The following is a 24,239-nucleotide window of genomic DNA, read 5'->3' as shown; positions in this document are numbered from 1 at the left end:
ACGCGCTGAGACCGGCCATCGGTCGGGATCAGTGCCGCTTGGGAAAAGGTGGCTGAAATGGGTATTCACTTCAAGACGGACGAGACGTTCCGGGACGACTTCTCCTATCGGAACAGCGACGCTGCGGTCCTGCGCTTTCCGTTTCCGTTCAGCGAAGACACATACAGGTACTCGGTCAATATCGAACCTCATGTGAAAGCAGGCCCGTCGCCGGCCTTCGAACACGCGTTCGATGTGGACGAACATTACGTCGCGGAATGCAGGGAGCGCGCGATCGTCCTCGATCACGATCCGAAACGGTGTCAGGTGCTGCCGCACATGATGCCCGCGCAATGGGACACGCTCGAACTCCTGATGGAGAGCCTGTCCACGGATTACCCCGAGCATTTCAGCCTGAAGCGGGACGGGACCGCGTGGCATTGGATCAACCGTCCCCTGAACCTCGACCAACGCTTCGTCTTCGGCGACGCGTCCACGCTGCCCTGCGAGCCGTTCGAATACATCACTCGTCAGGCGCAAGGCGATTTCACCCTTCAGGATCAGCGGGACAATAATCTCTACGTCGATGGCGGTATGGTCACGACGCAGGCGGATTGGTCGCTGGAATTCGATATCGGGATGAGCTTTCACGAATGGCACGGGCCGGTACCGCTGGCACATGAGATCGGCGTATTCGACCGGGCGCTGCAATATCTCCTGCGTCTGCAATACGGGCATCCCGTCCGCCGGTTGAACTGGACGATGACGATCAACCCCCGTCTCGATACCTCGCCCGAGAATTATCCCGACTGGGGGCCCGACCGCACCACCCTCACGGCGGAGAACATCGCGGGCAAGCTTCACCTGCGCGTCGAGTTACAGACCCTGTTCCGCCTGCCCCGCTCCAACGCGATCCTGTTCGGAATCCGCTGCTACCTGATCAGCCTGCAGGATATCGAGCGGGTGAAAAAGTGGCACAAGCGCCTCCATCGCGTACTGGCGACGCTCCCGCCCGAACTCGTGGAGTACAAGGGCCTGACCCGCTTCTACGACCTGCTGGTGTCCCGTCTGGCCGCTATGGACGACGGCACCCCCCTGTCCCTCGGCATCCAGCCCGACCAGACCCAGTTGCCGGCCTGAGCTGCCTGTAAGATTTTGAGGCGGTGGTGTAGAGGCGGGCCGCCCGAACTATCGAGGGTCGGAAGCCTTGGAAATGGCAGCTGCAGACTTGCTGATGATGCCGCAAAGACCGGCAATCGCTGGTTTAATGAATAAAGTAAGTGGTGAGCGCGCTGGGACTCGAACCCAGGACCTACAGATTAAAAGTCCGTTGCTCTACCAGCTGAGCTACGCGCTCGCTTGCTCGGTGGGCCGGTCCCGATGGGGATCGGGCTGCCCGTTGGTGCAAGCGTGGCTCGCAATAGGGGGTTGGAGTGGAGGGGTCAACCGGTGCCGCGCTTGGCAATGTCATCGCGACGGTTTGGCTCGGGCTGCGCCGGAGGGGTGTTTGGCTTTTGCTGGGTAGGCCTGCCGTCTTGGATCGCCCTGAACGCGGGGATGCCCGTGTCATGATCCTCTCGGCAGTCTGGTAAACGGACAGCGCGGCCGGGGGGCGTCCTGCTGCCCTCGATGGCGGCCGTCCCGTCACTCCCGCGAAATGTTATCGACTTCGTCCGGGGCCCTACCAAACCGCGTGCCGACACCCTTGAAGGATATCAGCGGGAGATCGTTTCGTCGGCGCGCTCAGCCTCGGCGCGCGCCCAGCCCTCGCGGGTCTCATCGCAGAAATCGGCGAGACGACCCGCGGCGATCGCCGCACGCATCCCTGCCATCAAGTCCTGGTAATAGGACAGGTTGTTCCAGGTCAGCAGCATCATGCCCAGGATCTCGTCGGTGCGGACGAGGTGGTGGAGATAGGCGCGGGAATAGTCCCTCGCGGCGGGGCATGACGACGTTTCGTCCAGCGGTCGCGTATCCTCGCCGTGCCGGGCATTGCGCAGGTTTATCCGGCCATGGCGTGTATAGGCCAGGCCATGGCGGCCGGCGCGGGTGGGCATCACGCAGTCGAACATATCGATGCCGCGCATCACCGAGCGCATCAGGTCGTCGGGCGTGCCGACTCCCATGAGGTAGCGCGGCTTGCCAGCTGGGAGATGCGGCTCCACCGTCTCGATCATGGCCAGCATCACGGCCTGCGGCTCGCCCACCGCGAGGCCGCCGATGGCGTAGCCCTTGAGATCGAGATCGGCCAGGGCCCTGGCGCTCTCCACCCGCAGGTCGGGCAGGTCGCCGCCCTGGACGATGCCGAACATAGCCTTGCCCGGCTGTTCGCCGAAGGCGATCCGGCAACGCTCGGCCCAGCGTAGGGAGAGGCGCATGGCGCTCTCGATGGCCGCCCGCTCTGCGGGAAGCCGAACGCATTCGTCGAGCTGCATCTGGATGTCGGAGCCGAGCAGCCCCTGGATCTCGATGGAGCGCTCCGGGCTCATATGGTGGCTCGACCCGTCCACATGCGAGCGGAAGGTCACGCCCTGCTCGTCGAGCTTTCTCAGGGCGGAGAGCGACATCACCTGGAAACCGCCCGAATCGGTGAGGATCGGGTGCGGCCAGTTCATGAAACGGTGGAGGCCGCCGAGCCGCTCCATCCGCTCCGGGCCGGGACGCAGCATCAGGTGATAGGTGTTGCCGAGCACCACGTCGGCGCCGAGATCCCGGACCTGGCCCGGATACATCGCTTTGACCGTCGCCGCGGTCCCCACGGGCATGAAGGCCGGGGTACGGATCGTCCCCCTCGGCATCGAGATTGCACCGGTGCGGGCCTGTCCGTCGGTGGCGTCGACGCGGAAGCCGAAGTGGTCGGATGTAGCGTTTCGGAGGGAGGCAGTGTCGGACATGGGCCAGGTCTTTAAAGCTCCGCGCCGCAAAACGGAAACATGCGAGCCTCCTATACCCGGCCGGTCATCAGCACAGTCCGGAAGCTGACCGCGCCTCTGGTCGCCACTGCCGACCGGCGCTATCGCATCCTCCCATGATCCGGAGATTCCGAGCGGGATTTGCCCGTCCCGGCCGACTCACCAAACGACCGCGAGGGATAGCGATGCTCATGGGGATCTGGCTCGATCAGCCGCTAGCACTGATCATCGGCATACTCGCAAGCCTGTTCGCCGGCATCTCGATCGTCTTGATCGTCCTGACGAACGTGCCCGCCACGCGGGCGCATCTGTTGAACAATGTCGGCGGCATCGTCGCGTCGTTCTTCAGTTCGATCGGCATCCTGCTCGCCCTGCTCACCGGCTTCGTGGCGAACGATGCCTGGGAGCGGCAGGGCAAGGCATCGCGGATCGTCCAGACCGAGCGGGCGAACCTGATCGCCGCCTACGACCTCAGCGAGGCCACCGTCTCGGACATGTCGGACATCCAGAAGGCGCTCCTCGCCTATGCGAATGCGGTGATCGCCGACGAATTTCCGAAGATGGGAACGGGGACGGCGTATTCCAGCGAGGCGGGCGCGGCCCTCAGCGCGCTCATGAAGATGGTCGCCGACCCGGTGCACACCACGGCGTCCGGTGCCGTCGCGCATACCGCGCTGATGACCACGATCATGAACCTTCGCGAAGCTCGCGGTGAGCGGCTCGCCCTGAGCGCCAGCAAGAACGACGATTCGAAATGGCTGACGTTGCTGTTCCTCTGCACGCTGACGCTGATCTCCATCGGTATCGTCCATGTGGACAAGCCGCGCGCCCAGGTGATCACGCTCGCCATCTTCTCCACGGCGATGGTGGGAACGCTCTGTGTCATCGCGCTCCACGAGCGGCCCTTCGATGGTCCCTTCGCCATCGGGCCCGAAGCGTTCGAGCGGGCTAAAAGCATGATGACGACACACCAGGAATGACCGGCCTGCCGGGGCCGCGCCGCCGTCCCGCTTCGCGAGCGTGACACTGCGGGCACCCGAGAGGGGGATTATCGCGTCACTCGGATCGGGCTGGAAACAGCAGGCTCGAATCCCCGTACGAATAGAAGCGATAGCCGGCCGCGATGGCATGTGCGTAGGCCGCCCGCATGGTCTCCAGCCCGGAAAAGGCCGAGACCAGCATGAAGAGGGTCGAACGCGGCAGGTGGAAATTGGTCATCAAGGCGTCCACCGCGCGGATGCGGGTGCCAGGCGTGATGAAGATCTCGGTCGGACCGGAGAAGGCATGAAGCCTACCATTCTCGTCCGCCGCGCTCTCGAGCAGGCGCAGCGCCGTGGTCCCCACCGCGACGATGCGGCCTCCCCCGTCTCGCGTCCGGTTGAGAGCATCCGCGGTTTCCTCATCGAGAAAGCCGATCTCGGCATGCATGCGATGGTGGTCGGTATCGTCGGCCTTGACCGGCAGGAATGTGCCCGCCCCCACATGCAGCGTCACGCAATGGCGCAGGATGCCGGCGGCGTCGATCCGTGCCAGGAGCTCGTCGGAGAAATGCAGGCCCGCGGTGGGGGCGGCAACGGCGCCGGCCTGCCGGGCATAGACCGTCTGGTAATCCACCGCGTCCTGCGCGTCGGTGCTGCGCTTGCCCGCGATGTAGGGCGGGAGCGGCAGTTCGCCGGCCAGCACGATGGCCTCGTCGAGGGCGGGACCGGAGAGATCGAAGCGCAGGACGATCTCGCCGCCCTCCCCCTTCTCCGTGATGGTGGCATCGAGAACGCCGAGGGAGCAGGCGGCGCCCTGCCCGCTCCGCCCGAAGCTCACCCTGTCACTGATGGCGAGACGCTTGCCCGGCCGGGCAAAGGCGCGCCATCGGTCGGTTGCCTCGCGGAGGTGCAGCATGGCCTCCATCCGCAGCCCCGGCGATCCCGAGCGGTGACGGATGCCGTGAAGGCGGGCCGGGATCACGCGGGTGTCGTTGAAGACGAGGGCGTCGCCCGGCCGCAGCAGGTCGGCGAGATCGCACACCGCGCGGTCCTCCAGGGCCTCGCCCGGCCGGACCACCAACATTCGCCCGGCATCGCGGGGCTGGGGTGGCCTGAGGGCGATGCTGGATTCGGGCAGATCGAAATCGAAGAGGTCGACGCGCATCGGGCGCCAACAGCACGGTTCAGGGCTCGGGATCAATGGCCGGCGGATCGCCGTCTGGAAAAAGCGGGAAGCGGCCGTCGCGCATTGTGGATGCGGGACATAGACATGCAGATGAGGGCCAAGTCGCCGGAAGGGCCTGACGGGCGAAACCCATATCATCGCCACTTTTCATGTACCCGCCTTTCTCCACCGGGCCGCACGGTTACAGGTCTACGTTGAAAACAACCTTGACCGCGTCGGCGCGAGTCTGCGTTGTGGCCGGCCAAGTTGGCTCAGATTCGGTTCGTGCGATGACTGACACCTTCAAGACCGCCCTCCCCAAGGCCAAGGTTCCTCGCCGGCGGATCACGCTGGACTCGCAGTTGATGTCCTACTGGGACCGAGAGGCCCAGCGTCTCGATGTCATGGCGGCCAATGCCCGGTGGGGTTGGATGGCCCGAAGCTACGCGCGCAAGGCCGAGCGCGCGCGTGCGCAGAGCGCCCGCTCTGCCCAGAGAGAGGCGGATCGCGGTGTGGGAGTCGCGCCGGCATCGCAAGAGATCGAACCCCAGACATAGCAGCGACTAAACCCTTCACCGGCGGGTTCAACCTTTGCCGTGGCCTTGTCGATGGGGATGATCGTATGGGCAGGGCGCGCCAAGCCCTGCCCCGCCATTCGCCGGGCCCGTCACGGATTCTCACCGGAAATGGACCGCACACAGAAAGCCGCCCTCGCGAGCGCCGGAATCGGCCTTCTCGTGATGGCGATCAAATTCACCGCCTACTGGCTCACAGGCAGTCTCGCGCTCTATTCGGACGCGCTGGAGAGCATCATCAACGTGGCGGCGGCGGCCTTCGCCTTCATCGCCTTGCGCGTGGCCGCCGCGCCCGCCGACGAGGACCACCAGTTCGGGCACCACAAGGCCGAGTATTTCTCGGCGGTGATCGAAGGGGCCCTCATCATCGTGGCCGCCATCCTCATCCTGCGTGAGTCCTATTACGGCCTCCTCGACCCGAAACCCCTCGATGCGCCGATGTTGGGCCTTGCCGTCAGCGCGGTGGGGACGGCGATCAACGCCGCCTGGTCCATGGCGCTCCTGAGTCGCGGCAAGGTCTGGCGCTCGCCCGCCCTGGTGGCCGATGCCCGCCATGTGATGGCGGATGTCTTCACATCCGGTGGTGTTCTCATCGGCGTCGCCCTGGTGGCCCTCACCGGAACCCTGATCCTCGACCCGCTCATCGCCGGCCTCGTCGCCCTCAACATCCTGTGGTCGGGCTGGACCATGGTGCGCGATTCCGTGAGCGGCCTTCTCGACAAGGCGGCTCCGGCCGAGATGGTGACCCAGATCCGTGCCCTGATCTCGGAGCATGGCGAGGGGGCGCTGGAGGCGCATGACGTGCGCACACGGCATGCCGGGCAGGCGACCTTCATCGATTTCCACCTCGTGGTGCCCGGCGAGATGACCGTGAAGGACTCGCACGACATCTGCGACCGGCTCGAGAGTGCCATCGAAGGTGCCATCGCGGGGGCCGTCGTCGTCATCCATGTGGAGCCGGCCGAGCATGCCAAGGGCCGCGGCGTGCCGGTGGTGTAGGGGCGAGCCTCCCCCGGAATGCGCGAAAATCCACCGCCACGCGCACCGTCGTTCGAGCGTCATCCGACCCCCCTAATGTCCGCCACGGCCGGTGATTTGACGTCCGCTCGTCCGCGGACGCGTCCGGCCGAGGATGAGACCGCATGACCGCCTATTCCGTCGCGAACGGCACGACGCAGACCGCTCGCTTCACCCTGGCGGGCGCCGACACGCTGCAGGTGGACGGAACCCTGTCTGTCTCCGCCAACGCTCAGTCCGTGCGCTTCCAGGTCGCCCCGGACGGCGCCGAGATCCACAATGACGGCCTGATCGAGAACACCGCCGGGGGGCGCGCGATCCGCTTCGAGAGCGAAATCGGCGCGACCCTGACCGCGACGATCGACAATGGCGGCGCCATCCGCGCCGGGGACGATGCCGTGCAGATCCAGGACGGCACCGTCGCCGCCGGCACGCTCACCATCACCACGGATAGCGGCTCGACCATCGTCTCCAGCACGGGCCAGGCCCTCGACCTCGCCTCGACCTCGGGCGGGTTCCTCGCCGAGATCGACAATGCCGGCTCGCTGCTGTCCCTGGTCTCGGACGGCGTGCGGATCGGCGCGACGCTGGATCTCGTCAATAGCGGCACCATCCGGGGCGGTTCCGCCACCGGCTACGTTCAGGGTGCCGACGGCATCCAGTTCGAGGACGGGGCGAGCGGGACGATCCGCAACGATGCCGGCGGCGCCATCCTCGGCGACCGCCACGGCGTCAATATGGGCGAGGGCAGCGTCGCCACGGTGACGAACGAGGCCGGCGCCCGCATCCTCGGCGGCAACGGTTCCGGCATCGGCTCGGACGGCACCGCGACCGTGATCAATCACGGAATCATCACGGGCACCTTCGCGGATGCGGCCGGCTCCGATGTCAACGGCGCGACGCCCGGTTCCGAAGACGGCGGCGGCCCGGACGGCATCAATGACGGCGACGGCGACGGGATCGACATCGATTTCCGTGCAACAATCGAGAATCATGGCACCATTCGCGGCCTCGGCGCCGGCGGCACGGGGTCCGACGGGCTGCCCAACACCGCCGAAGGCATCGCGGCGGGCGGCGGCGACATCGTCAATCTCACCGGCGCGCGGATCTACGGCGCCGGCCTCGGAATCTTGATCGACGACTCGTCGCAGGGGGATGCGCCGTTCCTCACGAGCATCGACAATGCGGGGCTCATCCACGGCGGGTCGGGCATTGCCATCAAGATCGTCAGTGCCCTCGACGACGTGGTGGTCAATGCCGGCCGCATCATCGGCTCGGGCGGCACTGCGATCCAGTTCGGCTCCGGCGACAACACGCTGGCCATCGAGACGGGGTCGGCCATCCGTGGCCTCAGCCTCGGCGGCGACGGCACCGACACGCTCGACTACTCGGATTTCGGCGCATCTGCGCGCGCGCTATTCGAAACCGGCCGGGCCACGGGCACGGGGGGCGTCTCCGGCTTCGAGATCGTCAAGGGCTCGGCCTTCGCCGATTCCATGCGGGGCGATGCCGAGGCGAACCAGTTCCTCGGCGGCGCGGGCGACGACCGGCTGTTCGGCGGCGCCGGGGACGACATCCTGACAGGCGGCGCGGGAACGGATGTCCTGCGCGGCGATGCCGGTGCCGACACCTTCGTGTTCGATACGCTGCCCGCCGGTCAGAAGGACCGGATCGTCGATTTCAGCCATGGCGAAGACAGGCTCGCCCTCGATGCCAGCGTCTTCACGGCGCTGACCCCCGGCTCCCTATCGGACGAGGCCTTCGCCCTCGGCGCCGCGACCACGGAAGACCACCGCATCCTCTACGACGCGGCCAAGGGCCATCTCTTCTACGACGCGGACGGCTCCGGCACCGACCACGATGCGGTGCTGCTCGCGACCCTTCTCGGCAAGCCCGACCTGACCGCCTCGGACCTGCTGGTGGTCTGATCCGGGCAATTTTCGGCGCGGGGGCCGAGATGCCCCCCGCCGGGACATGGTATGGCCGCGGACCCACCTGCCCTTCCCGGCGACGGGATGTGTTGGTCTTCGCTGTCGTCAAAATCTGACGTTTGGCGCCTGATAAACCGTCGCAATGCGGGGCGGACGTTCTGCCTTAGGCTTTGACGCGTTTCTGCATCTCCACATTCTCAACAGGGCTCCCGCACTCCATGCCGGGATAGCTGCGCACCTCTCTCCGACCATGACGTGCGTAGAAGGCGCGTGCTCGGGAATTGAACGCACGCACCTCTAGACGCACGACGTGATGAATGCGTGCGGCTTGCCGCTCGGCGGCGTCGAGCAGCTTCGAGCCAGCACCCTCGTTCCAAAAGGCGGGATCGACGTGCAAGTCGGCGATCTGATCGTCCTCGACCTGCATCATTCCGATCAGCACGTCGTCCCGGATAGCGACGATGAAGCTTCGCCACTGGTTCTCGGCGTGAAGCCGCGCAGGGTCGAACGAAGCGAAGGTTTGAACCGCCTCGAACGGAAGTTCAGGCGCCCAGGTGACAAGCCAGGAGCGCCGCAGCAGGCGCACGAGAGCGGGCACATCACTCTCTTCGGCCGGACGAAGGATCATCCGCTCAGACGCCACTTGCGCTCCATGGGATGGCCCCGGTGCTGCAGAGCCTCACCCGACCATGACACTCATTCAATCTGGCGGCCAGAATGCCCAGAAGGGTGGAAAGCGAACCATGCTGCTCGTCGGCTCAGAGGTTTGACAGCGTTCGTCCGCGTGCGGCCTTGATGACTTCTTGGGCGGGGATGTCGACCCAGGTTTCACCACCGGTGTCCGCCCCCGCTTCCAGCCAGTCGCCCACGATCCGGTAGCCGAGGGTGTAGCCAAGCCATCGCGGGTACCGTCCCCCGAAGCCGAAGAACCACGCGCGGTGGTCGTGACCGTCGCCGGCGAGCGTCGCATTGTCCGGCAGGTGAGCCGCGAGCACCTCATCGGTCACGGCGCATTCCCACGGCGCGGGTGGCGAGCCGAACAGGCGGCTCACAAACTGGCCTGCCAAGCCCTCACTGACCAGGGCCTCGCCCAGGGTCCAGCCGTAGCCGGGACCGGCCATACGCATGCAGTGGTGGGCCTCGTGCGCCACGGTCTGGCGCAGGTCCCCATTTCGCAGCGAGTGCGCGAAGTTCGGGTTGTCGGGGTCGATGGTGAGGGAGAACAGACCAGGGCGCATGGCTTGTCCCGTCGTGCCGGTCTCCGGGATCACCGCGCCGGGCAGGCGCTGCACGAGGATGTCGAGCGGCGACACCGGTAGCACGCCTGCTACGACCTTTCGAGCGATCTCGACCTCATCAGCGATGGTGCTACGCCAGGGCCCCAGATCGCCGGATGCCTCAAGCCAATGGAGTCGCCACGTCATCCGATACTCCGTGTGCTTCACATCCCCACCCTGCCGTGGGGGGCAAGATGGGGCAACTTCGCCTACGGATGGAAAGCAGGCTTTGCCTCTGTGCACTGAAGCGGACGTTCCGCCTCCGACCCGGCCCAACCGGCCGGACCGCCATCGGCGCTTCTCCAGAGTGGCCGTTCGTCAGCCTTCCGACGACTTCGGCTCGGGCGGGTAGCAGCCATTCGAGGCAGGCATTTTTCACCTCGACGCCGTACTCTTCCGCTTGCCTCGCCAGAATGACCGGCATCCAGCCGGTCTCACTCGGGAATCGAGAAAGTGACCGCAGTTGACATCTATCGCTCGCGCCTCCGTGTCGCCGGACTGCTGGTGGTCGCATGTGGTTTGGTCGCGCTCTGCATCTGGATAATCTCCGCTCACCCTGGGACTGGACGCCGAGCCGCAACGCCGAGCAGCTTCAATGAGTTTTTAGCCTACTGCGGTGTTCTGCTATTTGGATTTGCTGCGGTGGTGTTGATCTTCGCGTTTTTTCAGCGCGGTCCTGTAGTTTCGGTGGGACCTAAGGGGATATTCGACCGCAGGATCTCAACGGATTGGGTTCCCTGGGCAGCGATCCGCAGCATCACGCCAATGCACATCAAGTGGCAGAAGCACCTCGTCATCGACGTTTACGCAGACGCTGATGCAAGTTTACCTTGGAAGAGTCGTGCGCGGCGTGTGGCGCGTTTAAACCGTGTTCTTGGGTCACATGGTTATTGGATGTCGGCAGTTGATTTACGTGGGGGCTTCTCTGCGTTGTCAGAGGTGGTCTTTAGCGGCCGACAAAAATCATAAGCCGAAGCAATAAATCTTGATCGTCGCAGTGATGTCTGCTTCGATGCGGTTGCTGCTCATAAGCAGACGGTCGCAAAACCTGAAGAGTTTCGGTCGTAGGCCGGCATCCACCAAGCCGCTACGAAGCGGATCTTCCCAGGGTCTGCAATGCGTCGTGAACAGACGGAATGAGCCGTCAGATGTGGACCGCCGGAGGAGATCGTTACTCGGAAGCCGGCCTGGATCGTCGGGTGTTGGGCGGACCGCTGCCTGAGGGGCATCATGGGCGGACGCCCGATCAGGCGCGGATCGTCCCCGCGCCGGCAGGGGCTGCCGCCATCAGCCTGCGGCGGCGGGCGCCGCGGCGGAGGACGTAGAGGGTGAGGCCGGTCGCCGCGAAGAGCGGCATCGCCAGGGAGGCGGCGAAGAACAGGAAGGCGACGAACCCGCCGAAGAAGCGGCCGCGATGCACTTCGAGCATGTTCTCGGCCATCTGCCGGCCGAGGGGCTTGTCGGCAAAGCGGGTCTGCGAGAGGCGGGCGCCGGTGGCGGGGTCGAAGGTCGCCTCGTCGCGGGCCTTCGGCAGGTCCGACGCGGTGGCGAGGAATCGGATGCGGATCGCCGCCTGTTCCGGCCCCGGCAGCGCGATGAGGGCCATATGCGCGCCGGCGCCCTCCCCGGCGCTGAATGTCGCCCAGGCCGTATCGAGGGCCGAGCCCGTGGTCTGAGGCGGCGCGCCGGGTCCGCGTGCCGCCCGGGGCGCACGGGTCTCGCCGGTGAGGAGCCAAGTCGCGGCGTTCCTGTAGCTGTCGAAGGACCACCACAGCCCGGTCAAGGCGATGGCGGCGTAGAAGGGCACGAGCCAGGTCCCCGCGATGGTGTGGAGCGACCACCAGCGCGGCCGTCCGGGCCGTTTGAGGGAGGGTTTCAGCCAGATCTTCCACGTATGGACTTTGGGCCAGCGCAGGTAGAGCCCAGTGGCCAGGAAGACCAGGAGGGCGATGGCGCAGATGCCGGTGATGCTGCGGCCCCAGCCCTTGCCGTCGCCGGGCAGCAACAGCCAGCGATGCAGCTTGCGGATGGTGGCGAACGTGTCTTCGAGGCGCATCTCCCCGAGGGTCCGGCCGTCGACGGGGTCGAGATAGAGGGTCGGCGGCCGCGCGCCCATGGCCGGGTCGTTGGCGAACCGGATGCGCGGGCTCCGCTCGGGATCGCCCCAGAGGGCCAGGGAGCTCACCACCCTCCCCGGCTGCTGCGCTTCGACCCGCGCCTTGAGGGCGGCGGGCGAGAGGCGGGGCGCATCGCTCGCGGTGACGAAGGCACGGTCGGCATTCGTCCATTCCGTCAGCGCCTCTTCATAGCTCAGCAGCGCGCCCGTCACGCCCACGAGGGCCAGGACGAGCCCCGCCGTGAGGCCGAGCAGCCAATGCAGGCGGAACAGAACGGTGCGGGTCGTCATATGCGCTCGCCTACGAGAATAACCCTGCGGTCCCGATTGCCCGGAACGGATCTCCCGCCGTAACGTCGAGATATGTGCCGACTATGCGCGCCCTCGGGGAAGTGCAGGGCTGCGTGAGACAGACCATCTCTCTGTCGAACGACGATAAGTGCCGAACTACGAATGCGAAGCCGGGTGTGTCAATTGTTCAATGGCGGATGGATGAATCTCATCGAATAGATTGGAATGACTATAAACCGCCGTGGAGGAATAATGTTTACTTATTCAGATTTGTGCCTTCGAGATAGACATAGAATATTGATATATAATTCAAATTTATAGGTCTACTCTTTCGTGCCGAAGCGATGAGGCGGCGCCATATCCGTCCGGCGCCAGCCTTCATTCGTCCTGTGTCTCGCCGAAAATGTCCTCGAACGCCGCGCGCAACGCCATGTCCAGTTCGGGCAGGGTGACGATCTGGCCGAGATCGACGAGGCTGGTCACCCCGTGTCCGGAGATGCCGCAGGGCACGATGCCGGAGAAATGCGACAGGTCGGGTTCCACGTTCAGGCTGATGCCGTGGAAACTCACCCAGCGGCGCACCCGGATGCCGATCGCCGCGATCTTGTCCTCCACCCCCTCCCCCTTGTCGGGGCGGCGCACCCAGACGCCGACGCGGTCCTCGCGCCGTTCGCCGCGTACGTTGAAGGCATCGAGCGTGGCGATGATCCAGGCCTCCAGGGCGGAGACGTAGGCGCGCAGGTCCGGCCTGCGCCGGTTGAGATCGAGCATCACATAGGCCACCCGCTGGCCGGGCCCGTGATAGGTGTACTGGCCCCCCCGCCCGGTGGCGTGGACCGGGAATCGATCCGGCTCGACGAGGTCCCCGGTCTTCGCCGAGGTTCCGGCGGTGTAGAGCGGCGGGTGTTCGAGCAGCCAGACCATCTCCGGCGCCTCCCCGCCGGCGATCCGCCCCGCATGCGCTTCCATCGCGGCCACCGCCTCCTCGTATGGGACGGGAGTGTCGCTGATCCGCCACAGGACCGGCCGCATGCCGGAGCGCGGCCGAAAATCGACCGTCGAGACGGAGAGACGGTCTTTGCCGGCGGGTTCGTTTACCAAGGCTTCACCATATCTCAGGAACACTCCGGCATGGCAGGCCCGGTGCGGGCCGACGGAGTTCGTGGCGCGTGGCAGTTCTCGAAGACCTCAAGGTCGATCTCTCGGTGGTGCTCGGGCGCAGCCACATGCCGCTCCATATGCTGCTGCGCATGGGCCGCGGCGCCGTGATCGAACTCGAATCCACCGAGACCGATATGGTCGAGATTCTCGCCAACGACCACCCGATCGCGCGCGGCCAGATCGTCGTGACCGGAAACCGGATTTCGGTGGAGATCACCGAGCTCATCCGCAAGGCGGACGTGGTCCGCATTCCGGGCGTCACCATCGGCGATGGGGCGGTTCAGATCCTCGATGGACCGGTCGATCTCATCTGAGACGCATGACGGCGCTTGTCGTGGCAGATTCGATCTGTTATCCGCTGCGCCGCGCCACACGAAACGCCTCGCACCGCCCTCCGGCGGAGAGCGCGGCGGAACGGGTGGCACCGATGCGGCCATGGCGGAATTGGTAGACGCGCTAGCTTGAGGTGCTAGTCCTGCAAGGGGTGGAGGTTCGAGTCCTCTTGGCCGCACCAACTCAATCGAGTTGTTGTACCCCGAAGCGTCTGATCCCGGAGACGGCCACGAGGCCGGACGGGATCATCGAGCGATTATCAAAAAGAGTGTCGTCGTGGTCGGATCTCGGGTTCAGGCCGGAGGTCTGGAATGCGCATCCGGCCGCAAGCTCCGCAGCCCAGGTTCGATGCGGGCGGATCGCGGCCGATCCCGAACCACGCGCCCGCCACGCCTCCTCACTCCGCCTTCTGCGTCGGGTAGGTGAAGACCGGCGCGGCTTGCAATTCCGCTTTCGTCTGGCGGATCTCCGCCTCGATCGGCTCGCCGACATGGACGCTCGCCCGGCCCTTCGTGGCTTCGGTCGTGGTGGCGGCGCCCGCAGGGCCGGTGGCCTGGTCGGTATCGCCGGTATTCTCCGCCTTCAGGACGGCATCGCCGGATTTCGCGCCCGGCATGGTCTCGGGTGTCACTTTGGCGGCTCGAGCCTCGGAGGGGGCGTCCTTCGGCTTGACGATGGACGGGTCCGGAAGCTCTCCGGCCTTGGCGTTGGTGTTCCACGCCATCTGGTCGAAGGCCACCGCGACCCGCTTGCCGCCCACACCGAGGAAGCCGCCGACATCGATCACCACCGCCTGGATGCGGCCATTTCCGTCCACCAGCACATCCTCGATGGTGCCGACCTTGACATGATCCTGGCCCACCACGCGCAGGCCGATGACCTTGGACGCCTTGAAGCTCCCCAGCGGGGCCTGGGTGAGGAAGGCGGATTGTCCCGTCTGGCCGTCCTGTGCGAGCGCCGGAACCGCCGAGGCGGCGACGATGAGGAGCGCGAGGGTACGGACGAATGCCGGCATGTCGGTTCTTCCAGACGATCGGGAGCGATCTGCTGAAGCCTCAACACATGCGGCCGGGTCCTGGTTCACCCCGGCCCGCGCCGTCCGATCGGCGCGGAGGTCCCGTGGTCGACGGGGTCAGTGGCCGAGCACCGATTGCTGCCCGGTCTGGGTCTCGGCCTCGGTCGCCTTCGCCATGGCGACGCCGATCTCGAAGAGCAGGAGATCGACCAATTGGCGCATCACCAGCGTGCCCGACGTTTCGATGATCTCCCGTGCCGCGATGCAATGTCCTGCCAGCGTCTGGAGGTGATCCTCCCGGTTCATTGCCGAAGAGTACATGGGGAGCGCCCTTTTGTTCTGTTGTCGAAGACCCTCGTCTTCGAGGTGTCGTCTGCTGTCTGCCGAGTGGCCGCCGCTCAGGCGGCGAGATAGGCATAGGAAGAGGGTGCGAGCACGGAATCCGGGTTGCCGCTGACGCTGCGCAGGCGCGCGAGGGTGCGCTCGTCGAATTCCGCCGTCGCCGCGATGATGTCCTCGCCGCTGATCGTGTGGGGCAGCCCGAGCGGGCGGGCGCGGAAGTGCAGCTGCACCACGTGCAGCAGGTAGAGCGTCGGCATCTGCAGCACGAGGCGGTTCACGCCGTGGTGCATGCCCCATTCGACGATGCCCGTGAGCAGGGCGAGGGAGACCGGGTTGACCACCTTGCCGCGGGCCCTGTGCGAGCGCGCCACGGCTTGCCGCGTCCATTCCCAGGTCCGGGTGCCGCACGGACGTTCGCCCTCGCAGAGCTGTGGCATGATTTCGGACAGAAGGTGCGGCCGCGTCGTCGGCAGAAGCCGGCTATAACCGATCACCCTGCCATCCTCGATCGCCAGGAAATGGATGGCGTGGGGCGTATCGAACTGATCGATCTCGCGGCCATCCGGCCTGGCGAGGTCCGACCAGCCTTTCTCGGTCACGAAAATCTCGTGGCGCAGGCGCCAGGCCTGCTCCATCTCGTCGCGGTAATCGCCCTCGTTGGCGGGGGTGATGATGTGGATCATGCCAGCAACTCCGTCCTCGGCGCATGTCTGGCAGTGCCCGGAAAGGTTGCGTACTACGGGAAACCGTAGGGTCGACGATGGCTCGTCTGGGATGGCCGCGTTGGCGGAGAGAGTTCTTCTTGCCGCATCGAGAATCCGACCTCCGAGGGCGGCGTCATGACGCTGACTGACAATCCCTTCGGACGAGAACGATTCTTGGATTGACCCCGGGGCGTTCTTGCGGACACTCCCCACGCCCGCGCCGATCTCCACGAAGGATGGCGGCGGGCGGCCATCTGGCATGCCATTCGCGCATCTGGCATGCCATTCGCGAAAGCCCATCAATGGAATTCTTCGCCCAGCAATTCATCAACGGCCTGACCCTCGGGTCGATCTACGGCCTGATCGCCATCGGCTACACGATGGTGTTCGGCATCATCGGCATGGTGAATTTCGCGCATGGCGACGTCTTCATGGTCTCGGCCTTCATCGCGCTCATCGCGTTTCTCATCCTCACCACCTGGTTCGGCCTCTCGTCCGTGGCCCTGGTCTTCCTCATTGTCCTCGTCATCGCCATGGCGCTGACTTCCCTGTGGGGATGGGCGATCGAGCGGATGGCCTACCGGCCCTTGCGCGGGTCGTTTCGCCTCGCGCCGCTGATCTCGGCGATCGGCGTGTCGATCTTCCTATCGAACTTCGTCCAGGTGGTGCAGGGCGCCCGCAACAAGCCGGTGCCGCCCCTCGTGCGCGACGTAGTCGTGCTCTACCAGAACGAGCAATACACCGTGACCCTGTCCTACAAGCAGGCGATCATCATGATCACCACGGCCGTGCTGCTCGCGGGGTTCTGGTACCTCGTGCAGAAGACGCCGTTCGGCCGGGCGCAGCGCGCCGTGGAGCAGGACCGGCGCATGGCGGCGCTGCTCGGCATCAATGTCGACCGCACCATCTCCCTGACCTTCGTGCTCGGCGCGGCCTTGGCCGCCGTCGCGGGCACGCTCTACCTGCTCTATTACGGCGTGGTCTCGTTCTCGGACGGGTTCGTACCCGGCGTGAAGGCCTTCACCGCCGCCGTGCTCGGCGGCATCGGTTCGCTTCCCGGCGCCGTCATCGGCGGGATCATCATCGGCCTGATCGAGACCTTCTGGTCGGCCTATTTCACCATCGAGTACAAGGATGTGGCCGCGTTCCTCATCCTCATCGTCGTGCTCATCTTCAAGCCTTCGGGCATCCTCGGCCGGCCCGAAGTGGAGAAGGTCTGACGTGGAAACCGGTTCGACCACCCCCATCGCCGCGACCGCCCGCGCCGAGGCGTCTCCCCTGCCCGGCCTGATCAAGGATGCGGGGCTGTTCGCCCTGGTGACGCTGGGCCTGTGCGTGCCCATCGTCAGCTACCGCACCGATCTCGGCCAAGGTATCGGCCTCGTCATCACCACCCGCTGGGGCACCGTGCTCGCCCTCTGCGCCGCCATCTTCGTCCTGCGCCTCGTGCAGCAACTCTACCTCACCGGGCGGGCGCGACGGCGGGCCGCCCGTGCGCCGGTGGTGGAAGGGGCGAGCCGCCTCGCCGGGATCCTCGCGCCGATCACCCTCGTGATCGCCCTCACCCTGCCGCTCCTCGCCACCCTCCTCACAGGGTCCCTCGGCGAAGGCCGCTACTGGATCGATCTCGGCATCCTGATCCTGACCTATGTCATGCTCGGATGGGGGCTCAACATCGTGGTCGGCCTCGCGGGCCTGCTCGACCTCGGCTACGTCGCCTTCTACGCGGTGGGGGCCTATTCCTACGCCCTGCTCTCCACCGTGTTCGGCCTGTCCTTCTGGATCTGCCTGCCCCTGGCCGGCCTGTTCGCCGCCGCCTTCGGCGTGCTGCTGGGCTTTCCCGTCCTCAGGCTCCGGGGCGATTACCTCGCCATCGTGACTCTGGCCTTCGGCGAGATCATCCGCCTCGTCCTCATCAACTGGACCGACTTCTCGGGGGGCGCGGCCGGCATTTCCTCGATCCCGCGCGTCAGCTTTTTCGGCCTGCCCTTCACGGCGGGAGAGAACGGCTTCGCCGCCACGTTCGGGCTCAGCTTCAACGCCATGCACAGGCTGGTCTTCCTGTATTACCTGATCCTGGTCCTGGCGCTCGTCACCAACCTCGTGACCCTGCGCATGCGGCGCCTGCCCCTCGGGCGGGCCTGGGAGGCGCTGCGCGAGGACGAGATCGCCTGCCGCTCGCTCGGCATCGACACCACCATCACCAAGCTCACCGCCTTCGCCCTCGGGGCGATGTTCGCGGGCTTCGCCGGATCGTTCTTCGCCGTGCGGCAGGCCTTCGTCTCGCCGGAGAGCTTCAACTTCCTGGAGAGTGCCATCATCCTGGCCATCGTCGTGCTCGGCGGCATGGGTAGCCAGATCGGCGTCGCCATCGCCGCCATCGTCATGATCGGCGGCCCCGAACTCCTGCGCAATCTCGGCTTCCTCAAGGCCGTGTTCGGCGAGGGGTTCGACCCCAACGAGTACCGCCTGCTTCTGTTCGGCCTCGCCATGGTGGCGATGATGGTGTTCCGCCCGCGCGGTCTCATCTCCGAGCGAACGCCCTCCGTCACCATCGCGGAGCGCGGCCGATGACCCTCGCCACAGGCATCAACCGGCTCGCGACGTTGCAGGACGAGCCCCCCGCCGCCATTCCCGGCGGCCCCGCCGATCCGGTGCTGATCGTCGACCACCTGACCATGCGGTTCGGTGGCCTCACCGCCGTCAACGACCTCTCGTTCAAGGTCGGACGCGGCGACATCACGGCCCTGATCGGCCCCAACGGCGCGGGCAAGACCACGGTCTTCAACTGCATTACGGGCTTCTACAAGCCGAGCGAGGGCATGATCCGCCTGGTGCAGAAGGGCGGCGAGACCTACCTCCTCGAGCGCCTGCCCGGCCATGACGTGAACCGGCTCGCCCGCGTCGCCCGCACCTTCCAGAACATCCGCCTGTTCCCGCGCATGACCGTGCTGGAGAACCTGCTGGTGGCGATGCACAAGCCGCTGATGCGTGCCTCGGGCTTCTCGATCCTCGGCATCCTTGGCCTGCCGGCCTATCGCAGCGCCGAGAAGGCGGGAATCGAGAAGGCCGCCGCCTGGCTCGACCGGATCGGGCTGACGGCGCGGGCCGACGATGCCGCCGGCGACCTGCCCTACGGCGATCAGCGCCGGCTCGAAATCGCCAGGGCCATGTGCACCGATCCGGTGCTGCTCTGCCTCGACGAGCCCGCCGCCGGCCTCAACCCGCGCGAATCCTCGGAGCTCAACACCCTGCTGCGACTAATCCGGGACGAGTATGACACCTCCGTCCTCCTCATCGAACACGACATGTCGGTGGTGATGCAGATCTCCGACCGGATCGTCGTGCTCGATTACGGCATCAAGATCGCCGACGGCACGCCCGACGACATCCGCACCGATACCCGCGTCATCGCCGCCTATCTGGGCGTCGACGACGAGGAAGTGGCGGCGGTGGAGGCCGAGGTCGGCCTGACGGGAACGCAAGCATGAGTGTCGCCGGCATCAACGTCCTCGTGGAGGAGACACGCGCGCTTCAGGCGCCGCTCCTCGATGTGCGCGGCGTCTCTGCCTATTACGGCAGCATCCAGGCCCTGAAAAGCGTCGATCTACACGTCAAAGAGGGCGAGATCGTCGCCCTGATCGGCGCCAACGGGGCCGGCAAGTCGACCCTGATGATGACGATCTTCGGCCAGCCGCAGGCACGGACCGGCAGCATCACCTATGCGGGCCGCGACATCACCCGCATGGCGACCCACGAGATCGCGCGCCTCAACATCGCCCAGTCGCCGGAGGGGCGGCGCATCTTCTCTCGCATGAGCGTGCGCGAGAACCTGCAGATGGGCGCGGCCCTGCATGGCGGGCGCTACTTCGCCGAGGATCTCGAGCGCATGTGCGTCCTGTTCCCGCGCCTGAAGGAGCGGCTCGACCAGCGCGGCGGCACCATGTCCGGCGGCGAACAGCAGATGCTCGCCATCGCCCGCGCCCTGATGAGCCGCCCACGCCTGCTCATGCTCGACGAGCCGTCGCTCGGCCTCGCCCCGCTCATCGTCAAGCAGATCTTCTCGGCCGTGCGCGACCTCAACGAGCGCGAGGGTCTCACCGTCTTCATCGTCGAGCAGAACGCCTATCACGCCCTCAAGCTGGCCCATCGTGGCTACGTCATGGTGACGGGCGCGGTGACGATGAGCGGCACGGGCCGCGAGCTCCTCGACAACCCGCAGGTGAAGGCCGCCTATCTCGAAGGGGGCCAGCATTGAGCGGGTCGGCAATGACGCCCTCACCCTCTCCCCCCTGCGGGAGAGGGTGCCTGCGGAGCAGGCGGGAGAGGGGGCGCCCTCTCCGGAGCCGGCGATCCCCTCTCTCGACCCGCTTCGCGGGCCACCCTCCCCCGCTGAGGGGGGAGGGAAAGCGCGTCACGCTTCGGATGGCATCGCCAGGCAAGACATCATGACCGAGACCCTGTCCCTCGACACGCCCAATCTCGGCATCTTCCTCCTCGTCACGCTGGCGATGGGCGGGGGCGCGGCCTGGATGGCGGGCAGCAGCTTCGCCCGGGGATGGCGTCCGTTCTGGCAGTGCGTGCTGGCGGGGCTCGCCATCGCGGCGGTCTCGCGCTTCCTGCATTATGCCCTGTTCTCGGGCACGCTGCTCTCGCCGGCCGGCTACGCCCTCGACGCGGTGGTGATCCTCGCCATCGGCGCGCTCGGCTACCGGGTCACCCGCACCCGGCAGATGACCACCCAGTATCGCTGGCTCTACGAGCGCACCGGCCCGCTGACCTGGCGGGACCGGCAAGGGGCGTGAATCCGCACCATCTTCATGCAACCATGCGCCATGCGGAGACGGTTGGATCCGCCGCGCTGATCGAGGGGAAATGACCATGAAAACACTGATGGCGATGAGCGTGGCGCTGGGCGCGCTGATGCTGGCGGGCACCGCGCAGGCCGAGATCAAGATCGGCGTCATCGCGCCGATCACGGGGCCGAGCGCCGCGTTCGGCGCGCAGATCCGGAACGGCGCGGTTCAGGCGGTCGAGGACATCAACAAGGCCGGCGGCGTCAACGGCGAGAAACTCGTCGTCTCGGTCGGTGACGACGCCTCCGACCCGAAGCAGGGCGTGTCGGTCGCCAACAAGTTCGCCGGCGAGGGCGTGAAGATGGTGGTCGGCGACTTCAATTCCAGCGTCTCGATTCCTGTCTCCGAAGCGCTGATCGAGGCCGGCATCATCCAGATCACCCCCGCCTCCACGGCGATCAAGTTCACCGAACGCGGCAACTGGAACACGTTTCGCACCTGTGGCCGTGACGACCAGCAGGGCGCGGTCGCGGCGGCGTATCTCGCCGACAAGTTCAAGGGCAAGAAGGTCGCCTTCATCCACGACAAGAGCACCTACGGTAAGGGGCTGGCCGAAGAGACGTTGAAGGCGCTGAAGGCCAAGGGAGGGTCCGCTGCGATCTCCGAGAGCCTCACGCCCGGCGAGAAGGATTTTTCCGCCCTCGTCTCGAAGCTCAAACAGGCCAATGTCGATGTGATCTACTTCGGCGGCTACTACACCGAGGCCGGGCTGCTGATCCGCCAGATGCGCGACCAGGGCCTCCAGGCTCCCCTCATGGGCGGAGATGCCCTCGCCGACCGTGAGTTCGCGCAGGTCGGCGGCCCCGGCTCCGAAGGCACCTTCATGACCTTCTCGCCCGACGCCCGCAAGAACCCCAAGGCCAAGGCCACCATCGATTCCTTCAAGGCGATCAAGTTCGAGCCGGAAGGCTACACGCTCTATTCCTACGCCGCCGTTCAGATCCTGAAACAGGCGATGGAGGCGACGAAATCGACGGATGGGCAGAAGCTCGCCGCACATCTGCACCAGGGCAAGCCGTTCGACACCGTGATCGGCGACATCTCCTACGACAAGAAGGGCGACATCACCCGGCCCGACTACGTCATGTACATGTGGAAGAAGGGCGCCGACGGCTCCATCAACTACGCCGGCAACGAGGTCCCGTAGGACGACGCTTACCCCTCTCCCCGCCGGGCGGGGAGAGGGAATGCTTACCGAGACCGGATCACGGCGTCGGGCTTTCCCCGTGCTGGCCGTCGAGCGCGACTTCGGCGCTCGGCACGCTTTCGTCCACGGCCTGCGCCCGGCGGATGTCCGGTGAGGTCGCTTCCGCGAGGAGGTCGGCGAGAGCCGTGTCGAGGGCGGCGGTGCGGGTCTGCTGGCTGCCCAGCCGGCGGATCGAGACGGTGCGCTCCTCGCCTTCCTTGCGGCCGACCACGAGCATGACCGGCACCTTGGCCAGCGAATGCTCGCGGACCTTGTAGTTGATCTTCTCGTTGCGCAGGTCCGACTCGACCCGGAGCCCGGCGCGGTTCAGCGCCGCCACGACCTCGCGGGCGTAACCGTCCGCCTCCTGGGTGATCGTCGCCACCACCACCTGAACCGGCGCGAGCCAGAGCGGGAAATGGCCGGCGAAATGCTCGATCAGGATGCCGGTGAAACGCTCCAGCGAGCCGCAGATCGCCCGGTGCACCATGACCGGTGCCTTCTTCTGGCTGTCGCCATCGACGTAGAACGCCCCGAAGCGCTCCGGCAGGTTGAAATCCACCTGGGTCGTGCCGCATTGCCAGTCGCGGCCGATGGCGTCGCGGAGCACGTATTCGAATTTCGGCCCGTAGAAAGCGCCCTCGCCCGGGTTGATCTCGGTCTTGATCCGGCCGCCCGACTGCTCCTCGATCTGCGCCAGGACGCGGGTCATCACCTCCTCGGCATGGTCCCAGAGGGCATCCGAACCGACCCGCTTCTCGGGCCGGGTCGAGAGCTTCACCACGATGTCGCCGAAGCCGAAATCGCTATAGGTCGAGAGGATCAGGTCGTTGATCTTGAGGCATTCGTCGGCGAGCTGGTCCTCGGTGCAGAAGACGTGGGCGTCGTCCTGGGTGAAGCCGCGCACGCGCATCAGCCCGTGCATGGCGCCCGACGCCTCGTAGCGGTGGACGATGCCGAACTCGGCCATGCGCAGGGGCAGGTCGCGGTAGGATTTCAGGCCGTGCTTGAAGATCATCACATGGCCGGGGCAGTTCATCGGTTTCAGCGCGAACCAGCGCTTGTCCTCGGCCTCGTCGCCGGCGCTTTGCGCGGCGAACATGTTCTCGCGGTACCAGTCCCAGTGGCCCGAGGTCTCCCAGAGCGACTTGTCGAGGATCTGCGGCGCGTTCACCTCGGCGTAATCGCCCTTCAGGCGGCGACGCATATAGGCGATGAGCTCCTGGAAGATGGTCCAGCCCTTGGCGTGCCAGAACACGACGCCCGGCCCCTCCTCCTGGAAGTGGAACAGGTCCATCTCGCGGCCGAGGCGGCGATGGTCGCGGCGCTCGGCCTCTTCCAGCCGGTGGAGATAGGCGTCGAGGTCTTCCTTCGTGGCCCAGGCGGTGCCGTAGATGCGGGTCAGCATCGGGTTGTTGGAATCGCCGCGCCAATAGGCGCCCGCCACCTTCATCAGCTTGAAGGCGGTGCCGACCTTGCCCGTCGAGGTCATGTGCGGGCCCCGGCATAGATCGAACCACTCGCCCTGGCGGTAGATGTTCAGATCCTCACCGGGCGGGATCGCGTCGACGAGCTCGACCTTGTATTTCTCGGCTTTCGACTCGAACAGCGCCCGCACGTCGTCGCGCTTCCACACTTCCTTGGTGAAGGGGGCGTCGCGGGCGATGAGCTCGCGCATCTTCGCCTCGATCTTGGGGAAGTCCTCGGGGGTGAACGGCTGGTCGCGGGCGAAGTCATAGTAGAACCCGTTCTCGATCACCGGGCCGATGGTGACCTGGGTCTCCGGCCACAGGGATTGCACGGCCTCCGCGAGGACGTGGGCGCAATCATGCCGGATCAGTTCCAGGCTGCGCGGGTCGGCGCGGTCGAGGAACTCGATGCGCACATCCGCATCGATCAGGTCGTCGAGATCGCGGACCCGCCCGTCGAGGGCCATCGCCACGGTGCGCTTGGCGAGGCTCTTGGCGATGCCCTCCACGACGGTACGGCCGGTCACCGCGGCGTCGTAGCTGCGGGTATTGCCGTCGGGGAATGTCAGAATGGGCATCGCGAACGAGTCTCCGGGGGCTCACTCCTGCGAACGAGGCAGGTAAGCGGATCTGGGTTTGAGGTGGCGCGCGGCGTCAGCGCGTGCGGCGCGGTTTAGACCGTTTCGCAGGAGGAAGAAATCCGCGCGGGGCCTCGGCCGGCCTTTTCCGGGCTCTCGCGGACGTGAACGAACTTCCGAGACGATCCGGATCGGTTGATACGAGCTGCGATTGACAAGCTTCCGGCCTGATCCGCCCATGCACGCACCAGGGAGCCGCGGCGGGCCGGTGGCGGGTCACACTCTTGCCGGTACGCCGTAGAAGCTCCGATCAATCAGGCCGGCCCGAAAGGCGACCGGCCGATGGGAGAGT

Annotated in this window: 23 protein-coding genes and 2 tRNA genes; 14 read left to right on the top strand and 11 right to left on the bottom strand. The window is 66.1% G+C overall.

Translation table 11 applies throughout. The features are described 5' to 3' along the window. The first annotated feature begins 57 nt into the window (after nt 1–57). Nucleotides 58–1,119 carry a heme-dependent oxidative N-demethylase family protein gene (locus tag ACYQR9_RS14495; protein ID WP_461226866.1) on the top strand — a complete coding sequence of 354 codons (1,062 nt, stop codon included), beginning with the start codon at nt 58–60 and terminating at the stop codon, nt 1,117–1,119. A 141-nt stretch (nt 1,120–1,260) separates the two neighbouring features. Here the strand turns inward: ACYQR9_RS14495 and ACYQR9_RS14490 are convergent. Beyond that, a tRNA-Lys gene (locus ACYQR9_RS14490) sits at nt 1,261–1,336 on the bottom strand. Nucleotides 1,337–1,694: 358 nt separating this feature from the next. Continuing rightward, complete coding sequence (gene tgt, locus ACYQR9_RS14485) at nt 1,695–2,873, bottom strand: tRNA guanosine(34) transglycosylase Tgt (protein WP_461226864.1); 1,179 nt, start codon at nt 2,871–2,873, stop codon at nt 1,695–1,697. A gap of 203 nt (nt 2,874–3,076) precedes the next feature. Here tgt and ACYQR9_RS14480 point away from each other — a divergent pair, with 203 nt between their 5' ends. Beyond that, nucleotides 3,077–3,871: a bestrophin-like domain gene (locus tag ACYQR9_RS14480; RefSeq protein WP_207412703.1), complete on the top strand. Its 795-nt coding sequence runs from the start codon at nt 3,077–3,079 to the stop codon at nt 3,869–3,871. Nucleotides 3,872–3,947: 76 nt separating this feature from the next. On the opposite strand, the gene queA is transcribed toward ACYQR9_RS14480, so the two are convergent. Further along, nucleotides 3,948–5,036, bottom strand: coding sequence for a tRNA preQ1(34) S-adenosylmethionine ribosyltransferase-isomerase QueA (queA, locus tag ACYQR9_RS14475; protein WP_461226862.1), 1,089 nt, complete (start codon nt 5,034–5,036; stop codon nt 3,948–3,950). Between the two features lie 290 nt (nt 5,037–5,326). Between queA and ACYQR9_RS14470 the strand changes: the two genes are divergently transcribed. The 3 genes from ACYQR9_RS14470 to ACYQR9_RS14460 all read left to right on the top strand — a co-directional run bounded on the left by ACYQR9_RS14470 (nt 5,327) and on the right by ACYQR9_RS14460 (nt 8,556). After that, nucleotides 5,327–5,593, top strand: a complete 267-nt coding sequence (locus ACYQR9_RS14470; RefSeq protein ID WP_207412701.1) for a hypothetical protein — start codon at nt 5,327–5,329, stop codon at nt 5,591–5,593. Nucleotides 5,594–5,722: 129 nt separating this feature from the next. Next, a complete protein-coding gene (locus ACYQR9_RS14465; protein WP_207412700.1) occupies nt 5,723–6,610 on the top strand; it encodes a cation diffusion facilitator family transporter in 888 nt (295 codons plus the stop codon). Between the two features lie 143 nt (nt 6,611–6,753). After that, nucleotides 6,754–8,556 (top strand): calcium-binding protein, encoded by a 1,803-nt coding sequence (locus tag ACYQR9_RS14460; protein ID WP_461226860.1) that lies wholly within the window; start codon nt 6,754–6,756, stop codon nt 8,554–8,556. Nucleotides 8,557–8,722: 166 nt separating this feature from the next. On the opposite strand, the gene ACYQR9_RS14455 is transcribed toward ACYQR9_RS14460, so the two are convergent. Both ACYQR9_RS14455 and ACYQR9_RS14450 read right to left on the bottom strand, forming a co-directional pair. After that, nucleotides 8,723–9,187, bottom strand: coding sequence for a GNAT family N-acetyltransferase (locus tag ACYQR9_RS14455; RefSeq protein WP_246747999.1), 465 nt, complete (start codon nt 9,185–9,187; stop codon nt 8,723–8,725). Between the two features lie 130 nt (nt 9,188–9,317). Further along, entirely contained in the window at nt 9,318–9,983 is a 666-nt protein-coding gene (locus ACYQR9_RS14450) for a DUF2268 domain-containing putative Zn-dependent protease (protein ID WP_461226857.1), read from the bottom strand. A gap of 306 nt (nt 9,984–10,289) precedes the next feature. Between ACYQR9_RS14450 and ACYQR9_RS14445 the strand changes: the two genes are divergently transcribed. Continuing rightward, nucleotides 10,290–10,805, top strand: coding sequence for an STM3941 family protein (locus ACYQR9_RS14445; protein ID WP_461226856.1), 516 nt, complete (start codon nt 10,290–10,292; stop codon nt 10,803–10,805). Nucleotides 10,806–11,082: 277 nt separating this feature from the next. On the opposite strand, the gene ACYQR9_RS14440 is transcribed toward ACYQR9_RS14445, so the two are convergent. After that, nucleotides 11,083–12,243, bottom strand: coding sequence for a PepSY-associated TM helix domain-containing protein (locus tag ACYQR9_RS14440; RefSeq protein WP_461226854.1), 1,161 nt, complete (start codon nt 12,241–12,243; stop codon nt 11,083–11,085). Nucleotides 12,244–12,621: 378 nt separating this feature from the next. Next, the gene (lipB, locus tag ACYQR9_RS14435; protein ID WP_461229809.1) at nt 12,622–13,275 is read right to left on the bottom strand and encodes a lipoyl(octanoyl) transferase LipB; all 654 of its coding nucleotides are present in this window, start codon (nt 13,273–13,275) and stop codon (nt 12,622–12,624) included. Nucleotides 13,276–13,412: 137 nt separating this feature from the next. Between lipB and ACYQR9_RS14430 the strand changes: the two genes are divergently transcribed. Both ACYQR9_RS14430 and ACYQR9_RS14425 read left to right on the top strand, forming a co-directional pair. Next, the gene (locus ACYQR9_RS14430) at nt 13,413–13,718 is read left to right on the top strand and encodes a FliM/FliN family flagellar motor switch protein (protein WP_056426499.1); all 306 of its coding nucleotides are present in this window, start codon (nt 13,413–13,415) and stop codon (nt 13,716–13,718) included. Nucleotides 13,719–13,833: 115 nt separating this feature from the next. Then, nucleotides 13,834–13,918 (top strand) — tRNA-Leu (locus tag ACYQR9_RS14425). Between the two features lie 216 nt (nt 13,919–14,134). On the opposite strand, the gene ACYQR9_RS14420 is transcribed toward ACYQR9_RS14425, so the two are convergent. The 3 genes from ACYQR9_RS14420 to ACYQR9_RS14410 all read right to left on the bottom strand — a co-directional run bounded on the left by ACYQR9_RS14420 (nt 14,135) and on the right by ACYQR9_RS14410 (nt 15,777). Then, a complete protein-coding gene (locus tag ACYQR9_RS14420) occupies nt 14,135–14,752 on the bottom strand; it encodes a PRC-barrel domain-containing protein (RefSeq protein ID WP_056429406.1) in 618 nt (205 codons plus the stop codon). Between the two features lie 117 nt (nt 14,753–14,869). Next, complete coding sequence (locus tag ACYQR9_RS14415) at nt 14,870–15,073, bottom strand: hypothetical protein (RefSeq protein WP_207412692.1); 204 nt, start codon at nt 15,071–15,073, stop codon at nt 14,870–14,872. Nucleotides 15,074–15,150: 77 nt separating this feature from the next. Next, a complete protein-coding gene (locus ACYQR9_RS14410) occupies nt 15,151–15,777 on the bottom strand; it encodes an acyl-homoserine-lactone synthase (RefSeq protein ID WP_056454281.1) in 627 nt (208 codons plus the stop codon). A gap of 323 nt (nt 15,778–16,100) precedes the next feature. Between ACYQR9_RS14410 and ACYQR9_RS14405 the strand changes: the two genes are divergently transcribed. The 6 genes from ACYQR9_RS14405 (at nt 16,101) to ACYQR9_RS14380 (ending at nt 21,801) form a co-directional block, all read left to right on the top strand. Next, nucleotides 16,101–17,018 (top strand): branched-chain amino acid ABC transporter permease, encoded by a 918-nt coding sequence (locus ACYQR9_RS14405; protein ID WP_461226853.1) that lies wholly within the window; start codon nt 16,101–16,103, stop codon nt 17,016–17,018. A 1-nt stretch (nt 17,019) separates the two neighbouring features. Then, nucleotides 17,020–18,372 carry a high-affinity branched-chain amino acid ABC transporter permease LivM gene (gene livM / locus ACYQR9_RS14400; RefSeq protein ID WP_461226851.1) on the top strand — a complete coding sequence of 451 codons (1,353 nt, stop codon included), beginning with the start codon at nt 17,020–17,022 and terminating at the stop codon, nt 18,370–18,372. Next, entirely contained in the window at nt 18,369–19,289 is a 921-nt protein-coding gene (locus ACYQR9_RS14395; protein WP_405030621.1) for an ABC transporter ATP-binding protein, read from the top strand. The genes livM and ACYQR9_RS14395 overlap by 4 nt, the downstream gene beginning before the upstream one ends. Then, the gene (locus ACYQR9_RS14390; protein WP_461226850.1) at nt 19,286–20,056 is read left to right on the top strand and encodes an ABC transporter ATP-binding protein; all 771 of its coding nucleotides are present in this window, start codon (nt 19,286–19,288) and stop codon (nt 20,054–20,056) included. Before ACYQR9_RS14395 ends, ACYQR9_RS14390 begins: the two co-directional genes overlap by 4 nt. A gap of 190 nt (nt 20,057–20,246) precedes the next feature. Then, nucleotides 20,247–20,603, top strand: a complete 357-nt coding sequence (locus ACYQR9_RS14385) for a DUF6867 family protein (protein ID WP_056429399.1) — start codon at nt 20,247–20,249, stop codon at nt 20,601–20,603. Between the two features lie 70 nt (nt 20,604–20,673). Further along, on the top strand, nt 20,674–21,801 hold the full coding sequence (locus ACYQR9_RS14380; protein WP_461226848.1) for a branched-chain amino acid ABC transporter substrate-binding protein: 1,128 nt from the start codon (nt 20,674–20,676) through the stop codon (nt 21,799–21,801). Nucleotides 21,802–21,859: 58 nt separating this feature from the next. Here ACYQR9_RS14380 and thrS read toward each other — a convergent pair whose 3' ends face one another. Further along, nucleotides 21,860–23,887 (bottom strand): threonine--tRNA ligase, encoded by a 2,028-nt coding sequence (gene thrS / locus ACYQR9_RS14375; protein WP_461226846.1) that lies wholly within the window; start codon nt 23,885–23,887, stop codon nt 21,860–21,862. Between the last annotated feature and the right edge of the window lie 352 nt (nt 23,888–24,239).

It is taken from the genome of Methylobacterium sp. CM6241 (genome assembly GCF_054817845.1).
This window is presented reverse-complemented; position numbering and strand designations above follow the sequence as displayed.

Coding starts and splice junctions, on each gene's coding strand:
- ACYQR9_RS14495 (WP_461226866.1), top strand. CDS start 58: ATGGGTATTCACTTCAAGACGGACGAGACGTTCCGGGACGACTTCTCC.
- tgt (WP_461226864.1), bottom strand. CDS start 2,873: ATGTCCGACACTGCCTCCCTCCGAAACGCTACATCCGACCACTTCGGC.
- ACYQR9_RS14480 (WP_207412703.1), top strand. CDS start 3,077: ATGCTCATGGGGATCTGGCTCGATCAGCCGCTAGCACTGATCATCGGC.
- queA (WP_461226862.1), bottom strand. CDS start 5,036: ATGCGCGTCGACCTCTTCGATTTCGATCTGCCCGAATCCAGCATCGCC.
- ACYQR9_RS14470 (WP_207412701.1), top strand. CDS start 5,327: ATGACTGACACCTTCAAGACCGCCCTCCCCAAGGCCAAGGTTCCTCGC.
- ACYQR9_RS14465 (WP_207412700.1), top strand. CDS start 5,723: ATGGACCGCACACAGAAAGCCGCCCTCGCGAGCGCCGGAATCGGCCTT.
- ACYQR9_RS14460 (WP_461226860.1), top strand. CDS start 6,754: ATGACCGCCTATTCCGTCGCGAACGGCACGACGCAGACCGCTCGCTTC.
- ACYQR9_RS14455 (WP_246747999.1), bottom strand. CDS start 9,187: ATGATCCTTCGTCCGGCCGAAGAGAGTGATGTGCCCGCTCTCGTGCGC.
- ACYQR9_RS14450 (WP_461226857.1), bottom strand. CDS start 9,983: ATGACGTGGCGACTCCATTGGCTTGAGGCATCCGGCGATCTGGGGCCC.
- ACYQR9_RS14440 (WP_461226854.1), bottom strand. CDS start 12,243: ATGACGACCCGCACCGTTCTGTTCCGCCTGCATTGGCTGCTCGGCCTC.
- lipB (WP_461229809.1), bottom strand. CDS start 13,275: ATGCGGCCGGTCCTGTGGCGGATCAGCGACACTCCCGTCCCATACGAG.
- ACYQR9_RS14420 (WP_056429406.1), bottom strand. CDS start 14,752: ATGCCGGCATTCGTCCGTACCCTCGCGCTCCTCATCGTCGCCGCCTCG.
- ACYQR9_RS14415 (WP_207412692.1), bottom strand. CDS start 15,073: ATGTACTCTTCGGCAATGAACCGGGAGGATCACCTCCAGACGCTGGCA.
- ACYQR9_RS14410 (WP_056454281.1), bottom strand. CDS start 15,777: ATGATCCACATCATCACCCCCGCCAACGAGGGCGATTACCGCGACGAG.
- ACYQR9_RS14405 (WP_461226853.1), top strand. CDS start 16,101: ATGGAATTCTTCGCCCAGCAATTCATCAACGGCCTGACCCTCGGGTCG.
- ACYQR9_RS14395 (WP_405030621.1), top strand. CDS start 18,369: ATGACCCTCGCCACAGGCATCAACCGGCTCGCGACGTTGCAGGACGAG.
- ACYQR9_RS14390 (WP_461226850.1), top strand. CDS start 19,286: ATGAGTGTCGCCGGCATCAACGTCCTCGTGGAGGAGACACGCGCGCTT.
- ACYQR9_RS14385 (WP_056429399.1), top strand. CDS start 20,247: ATGACCGAGACCCTGTCCCTCGACACGCCCAATCTCGGCATCTTCCTC.
- ACYQR9_RS14380 (WP_461226848.1), top strand. CDS start 20,674: ATGACCATGAAAACACTGATGGCGATGAGCGTGGCGCTGGGCGCGCTG.
- thrS (WP_461226846.1), bottom strand. CDS start 23,887: ATGCCCATTCTGACATTCCCCGACGGCAATACCCGCAGCTACGACGCC.